We start from the raw sequence: 14496 nt of genomic DNA on the forward strand, positions 1-14496 counted from the left end.
CTTAACCTCATCTTGGCGGTTCACTGGGGGATTATCTAATGAATATGTTAGCCCTTAAACCAGAGTTGCTGTGCCCTTCTTTTCCAATGCTTCAAGTGTCTGGTGAGTTTGAAGTTAAAGACAACACAGTTTCATTTGTGTTGGAAAGTGGCTGTGCAACTTTGAAATGCAAAATTGTTGCTGATGTTACAAAACAAGTTCGTGTGGTTGGTTCTCTTATGAATCCAGAGGACAGCAAGGATCAGTTTTACGACCAACTCGTAGTAGATGATCGCACACATGTTGAAGTCGTTGGCACTGAATATGTAGAGACACCAATCGGCCTTCTATTTCAACTTACATCAACACAAGTTGCTGAATTAAACGAGCAGCTTAAATACTACGCCGAAGAATTGGCAGATGAAGAAGCGGGAGTGGTGTGATGCAAGTACATGAGAAAAGAAAACTACTTGAAGCCATGGATGTGCTTATCCGTCGTCCTACTGCTGGCACCGATTTTACGCTTGCTGAGGCAATGGCTTACTTCAAGATGCTTGTAGAAGAAATGACGCAAGGCGGAGTACGTGTTGATTATGTGCCTGTTGAAGAAAAAATCAATGAGTTGAGAGGTTGGTGATGTCTAAACGCGCCCTACTCCATAAGTCAAAACTAGAAGCATTCAAGTCCTGGCTTATTGAAAACCAAATTCAGTATCGAGAAGGCAAAGGTGATTTTCAGGTTCTGCAAGTTGAAGTGAAAGATAGGTTTTACCCAATCTATGACAGGTTCCAGGGTGACCACTTAACAACTCAAAGAGAACTAATACCTTTAGTTAAAAGATACATAGCAAGTGAAAAGAATTAGGAGAAGATTATGAATGCGCCAGTAAACGGAACACTTATTACTACACAGATTGCAAACGTTGCTGAAACTCTTGGCTTGGTAAATGTTAATCCACAAGAGTTAAAAGAAACTCTGATTCAAACAGCTTTCCGTACTGAAACACCTGCGACTGATGCACAAATGGCTTCTCTTTTGATTGTTGCTGGTCAATACAAGTTGAACCCATGGACTAAAGAAATCTACGCTTTTCCAGATAAAAACAAAGGGATTATTCCAGTTGTTGGCGTAGATGGTTGGTCTCGAATTATTAACGGAAACTCTAATTTTAATGGTATGGAATTTAAGTTTTCAGAAAATATGGTTCAAATGGAAGGCGCGAAAGTTGCTGCACCTGAATGGGTTGAATGCATTATCTATCGTAAAGACCGTGACCACCCTACTGTTGTTCGTGAGTATTTAGCCGAGTGTTATCGCGCACCTTTCAAGTCAAAAACTGGATATGTTGTTGAAGGACCATGGCAGAGCCATCCTTCTCGCTTCTTGCGTCACAAAGCAACTATTCAATGTGCACGTTTGGCTTTTGGATTTGTTGGTATTCACGATCAAGATGAAGCGGAACGTATTGCTGAAAGTGGTCAACCTATTAAGGATGTTACGCCAGATACTGCTGATAATCGCCCGACTCTCACAGAAGAACAAATTGAGAAAGCCATTCAAAAAATTCGTAATGGTAAAAGTGATATTGAAGCACTTAAACACCACTACAACTTGAGTGAAGAACAACTCAATTATGTACAAACACAAACGGAGGTCTTAGAACATGATCCCGTTTAGAGCATCGGGTGTTGGTAAGCTTATGGCTTACCCTGAAAAAGACACCATACCAGAAGGCGCGCTATCACATATTTATGAGATAGCAAGCCAGATCCTTTTAGATTGGCAACCTGAATTAACTACACCAGAAATTGAGAAAGGGAAAGTTGTAGAAGACCAGAGCATTGCCCTACTTAATCAAGTGACTGGCAACTTTTATGTGAAGAATAAGACACGTATCACAACTGACTTATTCACAGGTGAATGGGATATAGACGAGCAAGAGGAAGACATCATTATTGATATCAAATCGGCTTATTCAAAAAAAACATTCCCAATTGAGATTAAGGCTGGTGATAAGAAGTTGTATGAGTGGCAATTAGATACATACATGTTAAATCGGGATATGAATAGATCTGCAATTGCTTACACCCTTGTTGATACGCCTGATTATCTGATTAAGAAGTACGAGAACATTGACTGGCACGTGGTTGGTCATATTCCACCAGAAAGACGAGTAACCATGTTTTACAAAGAGCGTGATGCAACTCGTGAAAAACAACTAATTAGACGCGCTGAGATTTGCCAAGACTTACTTTGCGAAATCTTAGACAAGAAAGGCTTTAAGTTTGAGGTGGCAGCATGATGAAGTTCATACCCGACACAATGTCTTTCCCCTTCACTGTTTGGATGAGTGAAAACGGATTCTATCCATCACATAAGAAAGGTTTCATTGTGCTTAAGAAAGGCAATGAAGTGGCAAAGATTTCAACTAAAGAAACTGAACATGGCTTTGCAATGAATGAAGTATGTCAAAAGAAATTCGCATCATTTTGCAGAGCTTGGATGAATAGAGACAAACAATTTGTTGATCAACTGCGTATGCGCGGCATGGCGAAAATGAATCAACTTAGTTATCAGCAGGTGGCAGCATGACAGATTTAAATAAGTTAAGAAGTGAGTTTGAGAGTGATTTAGCAGAGCACTTAATCGAGCGTGATTCCAACGGTTTTTATCTTAATGATGAGATTCAAAATTATTGGGAAAAACATCTACTAAAAGCAAAGATTGAGAGGCTCAAAGCAGAGCTTGAAAAAGCCAAAGCTCAGGCGGTGCCAGATCAAACTATCAATGAAATTCAATCATGGGTAGCTGTTCAGTCTATACAGGCAATGGAATTAGATGGAGAGGAATTTGTTGTTGGAGCTAATGAATTAGCAGAATTTATTGAGAAGTTAGTTAAAAGCGAATCGGGAGCTGAGGGATGAGTGAAAAAGCATTTAAAGATTTAAAAATTCAATTCCATATGGCAATTGGTATTGCAAATGCCACTAAGAAAGATTTCTACCCTCTTAGTGAATTCATTGATGAAGATGACTGGAATGCAATGGATGAACTGCAAAAGGAAATGTTTATTTCTGATTGCGCTAATGATTGGAGTGAAAACTATTTAGATTTAGGAGGTTGGGTGGAATGAGTGAACTCAACTTTGAGCAACTTTATTATATGGCACTTCAAAATGCGCCCAAGAAACGTAAGCATGATGCCAATTGGGTGCATGTTTGCAGATTAGGCCCAGGGTCAGCGAAAGCGCGCCAGATTTGCAAACACTTTGGAATAGACCCAGAAGGCACTCAATTAGAAGTTAAAGCGGAAAGTAAGGAGGGGTAAATGGGAGTATTAAAATTACGTCCAGAAGAGAGGTTACAACAACTTATAGATTCTGGTGCAAGTTTAGTTAGTACGAACGATGCTGCTAAAGTTCTCGGATATAAACCAAACACTTTAAGAGTTTGGGCTAGCCGCGGGTGTGGAGATTTAACTCCAGTCATGACAAAAAACGGAGCGCGCTGGCGATTAACCGATCTCCGAAATCTTGTAGGGGCTTAGGCCCCTTTTTCTTCATCTAATATTTCCGCTTCAGTTAAGATCCAATCTTCAATTCGTTGATGATGAATTCTAAGTAAATCAACTGGTCGATCCTTATAGTGCTTTTCTTGGGTCGCACTTGGTTTATGGCCCATGATTTGAGCTACTACCCCTGCTGGAACATCTAGCCACTCTGTTAAGTTACTAAACGAACGCCTTAAATCATGGATGGTAAAACGCGGTAAACCCTTCTCTTTTAGATGTTGATAGTATTTTTTACGTACATCGGTTACATATCCACAATCAGACTGAGTAGACCAAAAAACATAATTAGATTCTGGATGCTTAGGAAGGCTCAACAGTAGTTTTTCTACATATCTTGTCATTGGAATAATTCGATAATCTTGATCGACTTTATCCCATACTTTTATAGTTTTCCATTTAAAGTCTAACAGGTGATATTCAAGCCCTCGCATCGACTCAGAGCGTGGGCCAGTTAGTATGGTTATTTGTAAAAATGCTCTATGCATTATGTTAGGCAAATCATTAACTGCTTTAAACCAAGTAGCTAACTGATTTCTTTGTATTGCCTGTTTTTTAGCTTTTACTGTAGGAACAACTTTACGTACGCGCTTAGATTTATGAGCTTCCTCATTAACAATCTGTGAATAAACTTCATGTTCCATACACCAGTTAATAAATGCTCTTAATGTTCTAAATCCTAATGCAGCGCGAGTAGGTCTGGTTTTGGCTTCTTCAATTTGCCAATAAATAATAAATTCAGCATTAATTTCATATAATGGTTTATCTAATAATGAGGCCAATACACCAGGAATAGTTAAACCTGAACCTCTTTTTTTCTTTTCGCCACCACGATGTATTAATGTGTAATGATCATCAATATAACGATCACTCCACGCTGTTTTATTTTCCTCTACATATTCTAAATAGGCTGTCTCAAATCTAATTTTCTTTTGCTCTTGGAAATCTGAATATTCACTATTCTTTTCGTTCTCTTCAGCTTTGCTCCGTCTTGGATCAATGCCCTGGTCACAGAGTTGTTGCAATCTTCTCGCTTCTTTCCTGGCATCATCTAAGGACCAAACAGTAACGCCACCGATAGTTATACGAATAGATTTTCCAGATACCCGACTTTGAAAGATATAAGATCTATTCTCATTCTGTGTTACCCTAACGGATAAGCTCGGTGTATCACTATCCCAATAGAAAACTTGGTTCTTTCCTTCAGCTGGTGGATCAAATTTTAAAACTTTAACGGAAGTGAACTTAGTTTTCATAAAGGGGGTTACATGGGCGACGTGTAAGCAGTATGTAAGCAAATTAATTCAATAATAGTCAACACTAATCAATACCAAATATTAGTAAGCAACTGTTTTAACTAAAATTAAATAAATTTAATAAGTAATGATCAACAGTAATAAATACTTTTATTGTAGGACTCATAATCCGTTGGTCCACAGTTCAAGTCTGTGTGGGCCCACCAAATACAAACCCCAAAAACCTACAGTTTTTGGGGTTCTTTAATTTTAGGCATCTAAAAATATACTGCCGAATATCACTACATTATTCAAAAATTGGTCGCTTAAACTTTAAAAGATCTTTACCTATTTCCATATTTTTAAACATTCCCTTTAGTATTTATGATTGTTATAAATTATTGAGTTAATTATTTGATATATTCTTAAGCCAAATTCTGTTTAGGAATTGATTTCGAGTTTTCCATTTGAATATCCCAAAACTTTTCCCATAAATCACAATATTCAAGACATAAGTTTTCTAAATGAACATAGTCTTCTTCTGTACAAGCTTGCATCAAAATAAACCATAAATCTTCTTCATGATCATCATCTGCTGCCTCAGCAGTTTCATCTTCGGATACCCCATGAACATGGTAATACCCACCGCCCTCGACCTCTATACCGACAGCACTGGTTGCTCTTCGCAAAGGCGGACTATATAAAATAACTTCTTCTTCTGCTACTGCCAGTAAAGCGGAAACAGCTTTATAGTCGTTGTAAGAGTTTTCTAAAAACTCTCTTACTTGATATGCAATGCTTGTTGGCTTATAACTTTGGCGCTCTTCCTCCGTTACTCCAAAATCATTAAGCACATCTTCGAATAATGGATAATGAGCATATTCAGGGTTTCCCTGATAGTAACCATCTCGGTCAGCTCCGGGTCTAAATCCAAACTCATCAAATATATTCAGACTTAAAAGAAAACGTGGGAACATTTTTGCCCCTGCATGCAATCTAGGCTCTAATTGCTTTGTTTGATACTGAGCCATTAATAAAGCATCTGTGAATGTTTGTACGATTGCATGGCGATATTCCAAATGAATACGCTTTAAATTTTCTTTATTAATCTCTCCATTATTTAAAGTTTCAATTGCAGGATGATGAGATACCGGATGCTGCGCAATCTTCGCTCTTAATTGAGTTAAAAAATTAAGATTTTTATCCCAAAGTTCAGCTGAAATGCTTTGTTTCATCCCTGCGAGTGCCTTTTTCCTAGGATTATTAAAGTTCTCAAATTTTTTAGGCATAATCCACGCTCGTTAAACTTATTAAAGTTCTTTGGTTTTCCATATTTTATTTTAAAAACAAAGAGTTATACCAAAAATAAAACTCCTTTTATCAAAAATCCATATTAGAATTAAAATCATACGAAATCAAATAGAATATTTAAAAAAAGTTAAAAATAATGCTTATTATTTTTATAATATTAACTTGAATCAAATTATGTTTTTGATTATGATCAATTTGATTAAAAATTTAAAATCTATGTAAAGTAATAATTAGTTTTAACTATATGGAACAGTAATGTCAAAAAAAGAAGATATTATAAATACTGCTTTAGATCTTTTTAACCAAATCGGTTATAACGCTACAGGCGTAGATAAAATTATTGCTGAATCAAACGTCGCGAAGATGACTTTCTATAAATACTTTCCTTCCAAAGAAAGTTTAATCATGGAGTGTCTACATCATCGAAATATTAATATACAAAATTCAATTTATGAAAAATTAAATCTACATCCAGATGCTGAGCCACTTGAAAAAATACATCTTATTTTTAACTGGTATATTGACTGGATTAATAGCGAAAACTTTAATGGTTGCTTGTTTAAGAAGGCATTTATTGAAGTATCTAAACAATACACCTCAATTCGTGAACCATTTCAAGAATATACAAATTGGCTTATCAATTTACTCAATAGTTTATTAGTAGAGTTAGATATTAAAGACCCTACTCCGCTTACTCATATCATCATCTCGATTATTGATGGGATTATTATTGATGGAACCATTGATAAAGAATTGATTGATCCTGTAAAAAAATGGAGATATATCGAGTATTTAATTAAAACAGAGAATTCATAGTATTTTTAATATATAAAAGATTACCTTAAATTGATTTATTATATATTTTTCTATTGGAGAGTTAAAATATAATATTAATAAATATAAATTTTATTAAATATTTCAATTTAAAAATTAAAATAAATAAAGTTTAACATGTTGATAATTTTCTACCTTTTTAGACCAACTCATATTAGAATTCCGCAACCTTATTGTCTCCCACGTCTCTATGAAAAAGTTTTTAGGCAATTCTATCTTCAAAGCAGTTGGTTGGACCTATGATGTAGATCCTACAATTCTTGAGAAAAAACAAGTTATTATTGGGTTTGAGCATACTTCTAACCTAGATGCGATCTTATCAATCGCTATGTTTCAAATATTAGATTTAAAGATTCATACGCTAATTAAAAAAGAGCTTTTTAAAGGGCCAATGAAGCCCATACTTGAGAAACTAGGTGGCATTCCTGTAGACCGCAAAGCAAGCAAAGATATTGTGTCTCAAATGGTCGAAAAATTTCAAAGTAATGAGACCTTCAATCTAGTCATTGCCCCTGAAGCAACTCGTGCAAAAGATGGATCTGAGCGTAAGCCTATTCGTACAGGTTTCTGGCATATTGCAAAAGCTGCGAATGTTCCAATTGTACTCATGTATGCAAATGCAAGAACAAAGAAAGGCGGTATTTTAGGTAAGATTTACCCTTCCGATTTGCAAAAAGATCTTGAAACAATTAAAGAACTTTACGCGCAATATGATATTGATGTGAAGATTAACTAATTTTTTCTGTAACAACTTTAGGGACTATTTTTTACTTAAATTTAGGGCCTCTAAGCTTACTTAATTGGTTAACAAAACATAGGACAACAGTTTTCAAGAAAACCATGCCTATGATAATATTCTGGCACTTTTGCATTTTTTAATTTTTGGAGTTCACTTCCATGGCGGGTCATTCTAAATGGGCCAATATTAAGCATCGTAAAGCTAAACAAGATGCAAGTCGCGGTAAAGTTTTTACTAAATATATTCGTGAAATTGTGACTGCTGCCAGACTTGGTGGTGGAGATGCTGCTAGCAACCCTCGCCTTCGTGCTGTTGTCGAAAAAGCACTTTCTGTCAACATGACACGTGACACCATTAACCGTGCAATCCAACGCGGTGTTGGTGGTGAAGACAATGACGATTTAAAAGAAGTAACTTACGAAGGTTATGGTGTTGGTGGTGTTGCTGTCCTTATTGAAACAATGACAGATAATCTTAACCGTACAGTTCCAGATGTACGTCACTGCTTTAGTAAAACCAATGGTAACTTAGGAACTGCGGGTTCTGTATCTTACCTATTTACTAAACGTGGCGAAATTACTTTTGAAGATGTGTCTTTAGAAGACAAAATCATGGAAGTTGCTTTGGAAGCAGGTGCAGAAGATATTGAAGTTTCAGAAGATGAAATTTTAGTTATCACCTCACCAGAAACTTTTGGTGAAGTTCAAGATGCTCTTGCTGCTGCAGGCTTAAAATCTGATAACGCAGAAGTTGTGATGAGCCCATCAACAAAAGCTGAAATTACAGATATTGACCAAGCAAAACAAATTCTTAAAATGATCGATATGTTTGAAGATCTTGATGATGTTCAAAACGTTTATACAAACGTTGAATTCTCAGATGAAGTTTTAGCTCAATTAGATGCTTAAACAAAACATTGAAATTAAAAAAACGCACCGATTGGTGCGTTTTTTTATAGTTTATTGAGTAAGTTATAACAGTTAAATACATTGTACTCTTTAATGACAAAACTCGAATGTAGAGCGACTACATTGTCAATTTTACCAATACGTCTTAATAAAATTTCGCTGTAGTCATCCATATTACGTGCCACTAATTCAAGAATAAAATCGGCACTTTGGCCCGTCACTAAAAATGCATTTGTAACTTCAGGAATCGCTTCAATTTCAGAAAGAAATTTATCAAAGGTCTCACTATCATGTTTACTTAAAGAGACTTGTAGCAAAATATGCAAGGTAAAACCCAATTTGCTAAAGTTAATTTCTCTTTTAAGCTGCCCCATGATATTAGCTTCAATCAAATGCTTAATGCGGCGATGAACAGAGCTAACTGAAAGATTAATCCGTTCTGAGAGCTCATTCAAATTCAGGTCTTCATGAGACAAAATTTCCAGAATTTGTTTATCAAAACGGTCTAACTCCATTCTTTTCTCCAATGAGCTCTTTTTAGGTTAACAGTATATCCTAAAGCTAAGTCTACTTTAAAAAATCAAACCCAATTAAAAAAAGAATTAAGCTTTACTTCAATATCTTGACTCAACACTGTGCCTGTTAACTGTGCAGTGGTATGACGTTTATAGCGCATTTGCAATCATTCATCATCTTATATCTCTTCAACATTTCTCTTAATGCATCAAAGAAAGACCATCGCATCTTAGAAAATCTAAAGTTTCTTTAATAAAATCAATAAGTTTATATAATTTTAAAAAGTTGGCACTGTTTTTGTTATGCACATACGGGAAAACTTTATCCGATGTGGGGAATGCTTGTGAAAAAAATCAAAACTTTAGTTCTTGCGATGAGTACTGTCAGCCTAACAGGTGTAGTTATACCTGCTCATGCTGCTACTGATGCAGAAGTTAATGCTTTACGTGATGAAGTAAAGGAGTTGAAACAACTCGTCCAGAAACTATCTGATCAACAAAAAACAGTTTTATCGGTTAGTGCTCCAGCAACAACTCCCGTAGCACCAGCTACTCCTCCTGTATCAAAACCAGGTTGGATGGCAATGACGGATGGACAAACCCAAGTTAAGCTTTATGGTAGTGTCCGTGCAGATGCAACCTATGACTTTAAAGGTTCAAATGGCAGCATTTCAAATGGCGCTAACTATCCATTAAATAAAGATGATCCGAAACAAGACTCACTAAATGTATCTGCTGCAACTTCAAGAATTGGTCTAGACATCACTCGACCTACTCAGTACGGAGATTTAACCGGAAAAATTGAAGCCGATTTCATGGGTGGAAATGGCGATAATGGTAATGGTACCTTCCGTGTTCGCCATGCCTATATGTCTTTAGGAAAATGGTTAGCTGGTCAAACAACTTCACCTTTTGTAAATACAGATACATCACCAGAAACAGTAGATTTTAATGGCGCTATTGGTACAGGAACAACGCGTACTGTACAAGTCCGTTATACTCAGCCTATTGATGCACAACAAAAAATATTAGTTGCTTTAGAAGGCGGCGATGTTGAGAAAGCTGGTAACGCGGCTGGTGGAAGCCGCTTTCCTGCTTTAACAGCACGATATGATTTTAAAACTACAAATAATAAAGGCCTATTACAGTTACATGGTCTTGCTCATGAAAACCGTGTAGCTCCCAAAGATAGCACTTCTGAAGAAAAATTTGGTTGGGGTGTCGGCATAGGTGGTAAATATGATTTAACGCCTCAAGATAGCTTGGTTGCTAATTATTATCATGTTAAAGGAGATGGCCGCTATTTACTTTATAGCAACTCAGCTTATGCCTATGACACAACAACTCAGGATATTAATTTAGCTGAATTTGATAGTGCAGTTATTGGCTATCAACGTAAATGGAATCCGATCTTACGTTCTACTTTTGCAATAGGCGGTATTCAATATAAAGATGATAGCATCTATGCAAATAGCAATTTAATCAGCACCAGCTATAACAAAGAAATTTATAATGCACTGGTTAACCTAATTTGGAACCCTGTTAAGAACATTGACTTAGGTGCAGAATATACATATGGCCAACGCAAAACATTTGCAAATGATAAAGGCGATTACTCCCGCATAAATTTATTAGCAAAATATAGTTTCTAAAATTTGGATGTAAAAAAAGAGCCTTTCAAAAGGCTCTTTTTTTATTAATGGTATTAGTGCATGGCTTGAATTTTCTGTAAGAAAAGTTTAGCGCGCTCATGACGAGCCTCTAAATTATCAAAAAATTCATTGGTTGGACAATCTTCAAGAATTTTCCCTTCATCCATGAAAATTAAGCGGTTAGATACGCGTTTAGCAAAGCCCATTTCATGGGTCACACACATCATGGTCATACCTTCATGAGCAAGTTGCACCATAACTTCAAGAACTTCACCTACCATTTCAGGGTCGAGTGCCGAAGTAGGTTCATCAAACAACATACAGACTGGGTCCATCGATAATCCGCGAGCAATTGCAACACGTTGCTGCTGCCCACCAGAGAGTTGACCTGGAAATTTATCCTTATGAGCAAGTAACCCAACACGTTCTAAATACTTAAGCCCCTTTTCACGCGCTTCAGCAACTGAACGTTTTAACACCTTCACTTGAGCAATGGTTAAATTTTCCAAAACAGTCATGTGCGGAAAAAGTTCAAAATGCTGGAACACCATTCCTACACGAGAACGGAATTTCGCCAGATCAGTTTTTGGATCTTTTAATGAAACCCCATCAACAATAATGTCACCTTGTTGAAATGGTTCTAACGCATTTACTGTTTTAATGAGCGTTGATTTTCCTGAACCAGATGGTCCACAAACAACAACGACATCACCTTTTTCAATACTCGTCGTGCAATCTGTTAAAACCTGAAAATCACCATACCATTTAGAGATATGTTGGATGTCTATCATTGGCATTTAAAATCTCCAATTAGCGAATGATGGCAATTTTTTTCTGTAAACGTTTGACTAATTGCGATAGCACAAACGAGCTACAGAAATACACCACAGCGACGATTAAGTAGAATGTTGCTTTCGTTTCAGGACCATAGGTATTAGCCAATGTATCTGCACGACCTAAGAAGTCTGGTGCACTAATCACATAAACTAATGACACATCTTGAAAGAGAATAATAGTTTGAGTGAGTAATACTGGGAGCATATTACGGAAGGCCTGTGGTAACACCACATAACGCATAGATTGCCCATAGGTAAACCCTAAAGCGTAGCCTGCATTGACCTGACCTTTTGAAATAGACTGAATACCGGAACGTACAATTTCCGAGAAAAATGCAGCTTCAAAAATAGCAAAAGTCACTACACTCGAAAATAATGGCCCCCAATAAGTATCTGATTGAAACTCAAATATTTTCGGCAACAAAAAATAGAAAATAAAGATGACCTGAATTAATGGGATACCACGAAACAGATCGACATAAAATTTCGCAAAGTTACTTGCAATGGTGCTGTTAGATAAACGCATCATTGCTAATGGAGTTCCAATCAGGATCCCCCCCATCATCGCAAGCACCGTTACTGTAAGCGTGAAGATAAAACCTTCTTTTAATGCAGCAATAACATCAGGGTTATGTAATAGAGAAAAATCCATATTTATTTTCCTCCCGAACCTAAACCTGGTACAGCCATGCGTTTTTCAATCCATGCCATCACAAATTTAATCGTGTAGGTAATGATTAAATAAACCGGCGTAGACAGAATAAGAATGATAATGTCCTGAGAAGTTTCTTCTCGCATGGTTTTGGTATAAGCGAAGAAGTTCAAAACGCTTAGGGCATATAGAACTGCCGAGTTCTTGAAGACGTTCATTGCTTCTGAAGTAATGGTTGGCCATACCGTACGATATGCAACCGGTAAAATCACATAACGATAACTTTGCGCTGTTGTGAAACCCATTGCAGAAGCTGCAAATTTTTGTCCACGAGAAACAGTGTTAATCCCCGCTCTTACATGCTCAGAAACACGTGCTGCGGTATATAAACCCAAAGCAAAAACACCAATAACAGCAGGATGATGATTTAAAATATTTTTCCACCAACCACCTGCTACGACGTCCCCACTTCCGGCACTTAAACTATCTGGTAAGAACTCTGGGAATACAAAAGCCCAGAAGAATAACTGTACAATTAAAGGAATATTGCGGAATATTTCGACATAACAGTTGCCGATAAAAGCAAGCGGTTTATTGGGTAAAGTACGAATTACCCCGAGGAGAGAACCTAATAAAAATGCGATAAGAAAGGCTACAACGGCAGTCCATACCATAGTAAAGACACCAGAACCTAACATTTGTAACCATGTGGGCGCCTCAGAATAGGCATTGTAGCTAGAGCTACCAATGACTTTACAAACTGATTCTGCCCATGCGGCTTTATCGACACCATATTCATTAGACTCCGCACAGAATATAGTCCAGTTTAGCGAGCCGACTGACATGTTTGCCCCTTAAATGAATATCTTAGAAAATAGACCACTTGTGCAAATGAAGTTTTACACTTGCACAAGTAAATTTAGGACAAAAGGATCTGGTTAGATTCCTGCATCTGTTGGGTGAGCTTTAAGTTTTTTGTAAGATGAACTTGGTTGCATGTTCAAATTAGTATTTTTTGGTGGGATTGGTGATAAGAACCATTTCTTATATAAAGCGTCCATTTGACCAGTTTTCCATAAATTATTTACGGTACGGTCAGCAATTGCTTTAAATTTTGGATCATCTTTTGCAATCATGATGCCATAAGGTTCTGATGAAAGTACTGGCCCTACAATTGCGAATGCTTTTGGTGTAGATGACTTGGCAATTAGACCAGCTAAGATATTGTCATCCATTACAAATGCTGCGGCACGACCAGATGCCATCATGGCAAATGAGTCAGAATGGTCTTTACCATAAATGTTTTGTACATTCAGTGACTGACCTTTTTCATTCATTTTAATGTACTTGTCTGATGTTGTACCTTGAGTCGTTACAACTGCTTTACCATTTAAATCAGCTAGACTCTTAATACCAGAGTTGGCTTTAACAGCCATACGCACTTCTGTTGCATAGTAGTTCGTTGAAAAACCAACTTGCTGCTGACGCTGTTTAGAGTTTGTAGTGGTACCACATTCCATATCAATATTGCCGGCTAAAAGCTCAGGAATGCGTGTTGATGAAGTGACTGCCTTGTATTCAACTTTTAAACCAGGCATTTTCAATTCTTTTTTAATATCATTTGCGAACTGGTTACAAATGTCGACTGCATAACCTACTGGTTTACCTCCAACAACGTATGAAATTGGGTCGGATGATTCTCGGTGACCAATAACGATTTTTCCAGTACTTTTAATTTTAGCTAATGTATCTGCTGCCTGAATTTGAGAAGTAGCACCAACCGTACAAAGCATAACTGTTGAAACAATGAGAGAGGTTGCAGAACGTTTCATAAGAACTCCTTGATGATCATTCTCTCTATTTGTCTAAAGAATCATTCTTATAGAGAAATAGAGCGATTTATTATTAAATTGCAATTATCGAGCCAACTTTTCCAAGCAGGACTCCATCCATTTGCTTCACTTATTATTCATCTGTTTCGCAGAATTAATACCTTTAAAACTGCTCACATGTTTCTACTTTAATCTAAGTTTTAATCTTCTGTCTATTATTAAGCTCATCTATTTACACTTAAATGTGGCAATTATTGATTACAATGTAAACACATGCACAATAAAGTGGCTTAAATTTTTCTAAAAACTGTTTTTAGAAAAAGATTACTATCTTGATAAAAAGAAAAATTAAACTTATTAAACAGTTAGGCCGAGGCAGATTATTTTTATAAAAAAGAAGATAAAGCATCAAAATAATATTTATAAATGTTTTAAT

Annotated in this window: 20 protein-coding genes; 13 read left to right on the forward strand and 7 right to left on the reverse strand. The window is 36.5% G+C overall.

Features of this window, described 5'->3' with window-relative positions; translation table 11 throughout:
- The first annotated feature begins 38 nt into the window (after positions 1-38).
- Genes ACH8JV_RS14240 through ACH8JV_RS14280 form a run of 9 tightly spaced genes read left to right on the forward strand, consistent with a single transcriptional unit; the run spans position 39 to position 3306 of the window.
- Positions 39-422, forward strand: coding sequence for a hypothetical protein (locus tag ACH8JV_RS14240; RefSeq protein WP_396521978.1), 384 nt, complete (start codon positions 39-41; stop codon positions 420-422).
- A complete protein-coding gene (locus tag ACH8JV_RS14245; protein ID WP_396521980.1) occupies positions 422-616 on the forward strand; it encodes a hypothetical protein in 195 nt (64 codons plus the stop codon). Before ACH8JV_RS14240 ends, ACH8JV_RS14245 begins: the two co-directional genes overlap by 1 nt.
- Positions 616-843 (forward strand): hypothetical protein, encoded by a 228-nt coding sequence (locus ACH8JV_RS14250; RefSeq protein ID WP_057061333.1) that lies wholly within the window; start codon positions 616-618, stop codon positions 841-843. Before ACH8JV_RS14245 ends, ACH8JV_RS14250 begins: the two co-directional genes overlap by 1 nt.
- Positions 844-852: 9 nt before the next feature.
- Positions 853-1656, forward strand: a complete 804-nt coding sequence (gene bet / locus ACH8JV_RS14255; protein ID WP_396521982.1) for a phage recombination protein Bet — start codon at positions 853-855, stop codon at positions 1654-1656.
- Positions 1643-2281, forward strand: a complete 639-nt coding sequence (locus ACH8JV_RS14260; RefSeq protein ID WP_396521984.1) for a hypothetical protein — start codon at positions 1643-1645, stop codon at positions 2279-2281. Before bet ends, ACH8JV_RS14260 begins: the two co-directional genes overlap by 14 nt.
- Entirely contained in the window at positions 2278-2571 is a 294-nt protein-coding gene (locus ACH8JV_RS14265) for a hypothetical protein (RefSeq protein WP_396521986.1), read from the forward strand. The genes ACH8JV_RS14260 and ACH8JV_RS14265 overlap by 4 nt, the downstream gene beginning before the upstream one ends.
- Positions 2568-2903, forward strand: a complete 336-nt coding sequence (locus tag ACH8JV_RS14270; RefSeq protein WP_396521988.1) for a hypothetical protein — start codon at positions 2568-2570, stop codon at positions 2901-2903. The genes ACH8JV_RS14265 and ACH8JV_RS14270 overlap by 4 nt, the downstream gene beginning before the upstream one ends.
- Entirely contained in the window at positions 2900-3112 is a 213-nt protein-coding gene (locus tag ACH8JV_RS14275) for a hypothetical protein (protein ID WP_396521990.1), read from the forward strand. Before ACH8JV_RS14270 ends, ACH8JV_RS14275 begins: the two co-directional genes overlap by 4 nt.
- Positions 3109-3306: a hypothetical protein gene (locus ACH8JV_RS14280; RefSeq protein ID WP_396521992.1), complete on the forward strand. Its 198-nt coding sequence runs from the start codon at positions 3109-3111 to the stop codon at positions 3304-3306. Before ACH8JV_RS14275 ends, ACH8JV_RS14280 begins: the two co-directional genes overlap by 4 nt.
- 215 nt (positions 3307-3521) lie before the next feature.
- Here ACH8JV_RS14280 and ACH8JV_RS14285 read toward each other — a convergent pair whose 3' ends face one another.
- Both ACH8JV_RS14285 and ACH8JV_RS14290 read right to left on the reverse strand, forming a co-directional pair.
- Positions 3522-4802, reverse strand: a complete 1281-nt coding sequence (locus ACH8JV_RS14285; RefSeq protein WP_396521994.1) for a tyrosine-type recombinase/integrase — start codon at positions 4800-4802, stop codon at positions 3522-3524.
- A gap of 404 nt (positions 4803-5206) precedes the next feature.
- Complete coding sequence (locus ACH8JV_RS14290; protein WP_396521996.1) at positions 5207-6070, reverse strand: hypothetical protein; 864 nt, start codon at positions 6068-6070, stop codon at positions 5207-5209.
- 277 nt (positions 6071-6347) lie between these two features.
- On the opposite strand from ACH8JV_RS14290, the gene ACH8JV_RS14295 reads away from it, so the two are divergent.
- The 3 genes from ACH8JV_RS14295 (at position 6348) to ACH8JV_RS14305 (ending at position 8573) form a co-directional block, all read left to right on the forward strand.
- Complete coding sequence (locus ACH8JV_RS14295; protein WP_263613540.1) at positions 6348-6908, forward strand: TetR/AcrR family transcriptional regulator; 561 nt, start codon at positions 6348-6350, stop codon at positions 6906-6908.
- Between the two features lie 208 nt (positions 6909-7116).
- A complete protein-coding gene (locus ACH8JV_RS14300) occupies positions 7117-7662 on the forward strand; it encodes a 1-acyl-sn-glycerol-3-phosphate acyltransferase (protein ID WP_263613539.1) in 546 nt (181 codons plus the stop codon).
- A gap of 161 nt (positions 7663-7823) precedes the next feature.
- Positions 7824-8573: a YebC/PmpR family DNA-binding transcriptional regulator gene (locus ACH8JV_RS14305; protein WP_263613538.1), complete on the forward strand. Its 750-nt coding sequence runs from the start codon at positions 7824-7826 to the stop codon at positions 8571-8573.
- Positions 8574-8617: 44 nt separating this feature from the next.
- Here ACH8JV_RS14305 and ACH8JV_RS14310 read toward each other — a convergent pair whose 3' ends face one another.
- Positions 8618-9088, reverse strand: coding sequence for an Lrp/AsnC family transcriptional regulator (locus tag ACH8JV_RS14310; protein WP_002050132.1), 471 nt, complete (start codon positions 9086-9088; stop codon positions 8618-8620).
- 344 nt (positions 9089-9432) lie between these two features.
- On the opposite strand from ACH8JV_RS14310, the gene ACH8JV_RS14315 reads away from it, so the two are divergent.
- Positions 9433-10740 carry a DcaP family trimeric outer membrane transporter gene (locus tag ACH8JV_RS14315; RefSeq protein WP_396521998.1) on the forward strand — a complete coding sequence of 436 codons (1308 nt, stop codon included), beginning with the start codon at positions 9433-9435 and terminating at the stop codon, positions 10738-10740.
- A 53-nt stretch (positions 10741-10793) separates the two neighbouring features.
- On the opposite strand, the gene ACH8JV_RS14320 is transcribed toward ACH8JV_RS14315, so the two are convergent.
- From ACH8JV_RS14320 to ACH8JV_RS14335, 4 genes are all read right to left on the reverse strand, one after another.
- Complete coding sequence (locus ACH8JV_RS14320) at positions 10794-11537, reverse strand: amino acid ABC transporter ATP-binding protein (protein WP_002049786.1); 744 nt, start codon at positions 11535-11537, stop codon at positions 10794-10796.
- Between the two features lie 13 nt (positions 11538-11550).
- A complete protein-coding gene (locus ACH8JV_RS14325) occupies positions 11551-12228 on the reverse strand; it encodes an amino acid ABC transporter permease (protein ID WP_002049960.1) in 678 nt (225 codons plus the stop codon).
- Between the two features lie 2 nt (positions 12229-12230).
- Positions 12231-13073 carry an amino acid ABC transporter permease gene (locus ACH8JV_RS14330; protein WP_004709206.1) on the reverse strand — a complete coding sequence of 281 codons (843 nt, stop codon included), beginning with the start codon at positions 13071-13073 and terminating at the stop codon, positions 12231-12233.
- A 93-nt stretch (positions 13074-13166) separates the two neighbouring features.
- A complete protein-coding gene (locus ACH8JV_RS14335; RefSeq protein ID WP_002049815.1) occupies positions 13167-14060 on the reverse strand; it encodes an amino acid ABC transporter substrate-binding protein in 894 nt (297 codons plus the stop codon).
- Positions 14061-14496: the final 436 nt, after the last annotated feature.

The organism is Acinetobacter sp. ABJ_C5_2 (assembly GCF_044538485.1).
GTDB lineage: Bacteria > Pseudomonadota > Gammaproteobacteria > Pseudomonadales > Moraxellaceae > Acinetobacter > Acinetobacter nosocomialis_A.